Origin of the sequence: Cupriavidus sp. SK-3, assembly GCF_000611145.1 — a bacterium.
Taxonomy (GTDB): Bacteria; Pseudomonadota; Gammaproteobacteria; order Burkholderiales; family Burkholderiaceae; genus Cupriavidus.
On sequence record NZ_JFJV02000071.1, the window covers coordinates 1 to 797 of the forward strand.

At 64.0% G+C, this 797-nt stretch carries 1 protein-coding gene; it reads left to right on the forward strand.

The features are described from left to right. Positions 1 to 65 precede the first annotated feature (65 nt). Positions 66 to 797, forward strand: coding sequence for a TenA family transcriptional regulator (locus CF70_RS07630; RefSeq protein WP_035862679.1), 732 nt, complete (start codon positions 66 to 68; stop codon positions 795 to 797).

Consider the following 797-nt stretch of genomic DNA (forward strand, 5'->3'; position numbering starts at 1 on the left):
ACCTCCGGACCACGTCACGCAGTCCCCCAACCTTGAACTCGTTGCCCACAGGAGCCCCCCCCCAAATGGCCGAACTGATGAACCGTGATGATTTCCGTGCCGCCCTTGAAAACGCCATCAAGGGCAAGAGCGCCAACAAGGCCCCCTTCAGCGTGGCCTGGGCCAGCGGCAAGCTCTCCCGCGACCACCTCGCGCGCTGGGCCGAGAACCATTACCACTACGTCGGACCCTTCGCCGACTACCTCGCCTACATCTACGCCCGCACCCCCGACCGCTTCACCGAAGCCAAGGACTTCCTGCTCGCCAATATGTACGAGGAAGAAATCGGCGGCGACCGCCATACCGACCTGCTGATCCGCTTTGCCGAAGCCTGCGGCACTACCCGCGAGCGCGTGATCGACCCCGACAATATGTCCGCCACCACCCGTGGCCTGCAAAGCTGGTGCTACGCCGTGGCCATGCGCGAAGACCCGGTCGTCGCCGTCGCCGGCCTGGTGGTTGGCCTGGAGTCCCAGGTGCCCTCGATCTACCGCAAGCAGACCCCGACCCTGCGCGACAAATATGGCTTCACCGACGAGGAAGTCGAATTCTTCGACCTGCATATCGTCTCCGACGAGATCCACGGCGAACGCGGCTACCAGATCGTGCTGGAACACGCCGACACGCCCGAGCTGCAGCAGCGCTGCCTGAAAATCTGCGAGATCGGCGCACAGATGCGCCTGCTCTACACCACCGCGCTCTACCACGACTACGTCGCCCAGGAGATCTCCCTGCCTGAACTCGGCATGGCCGCCTGA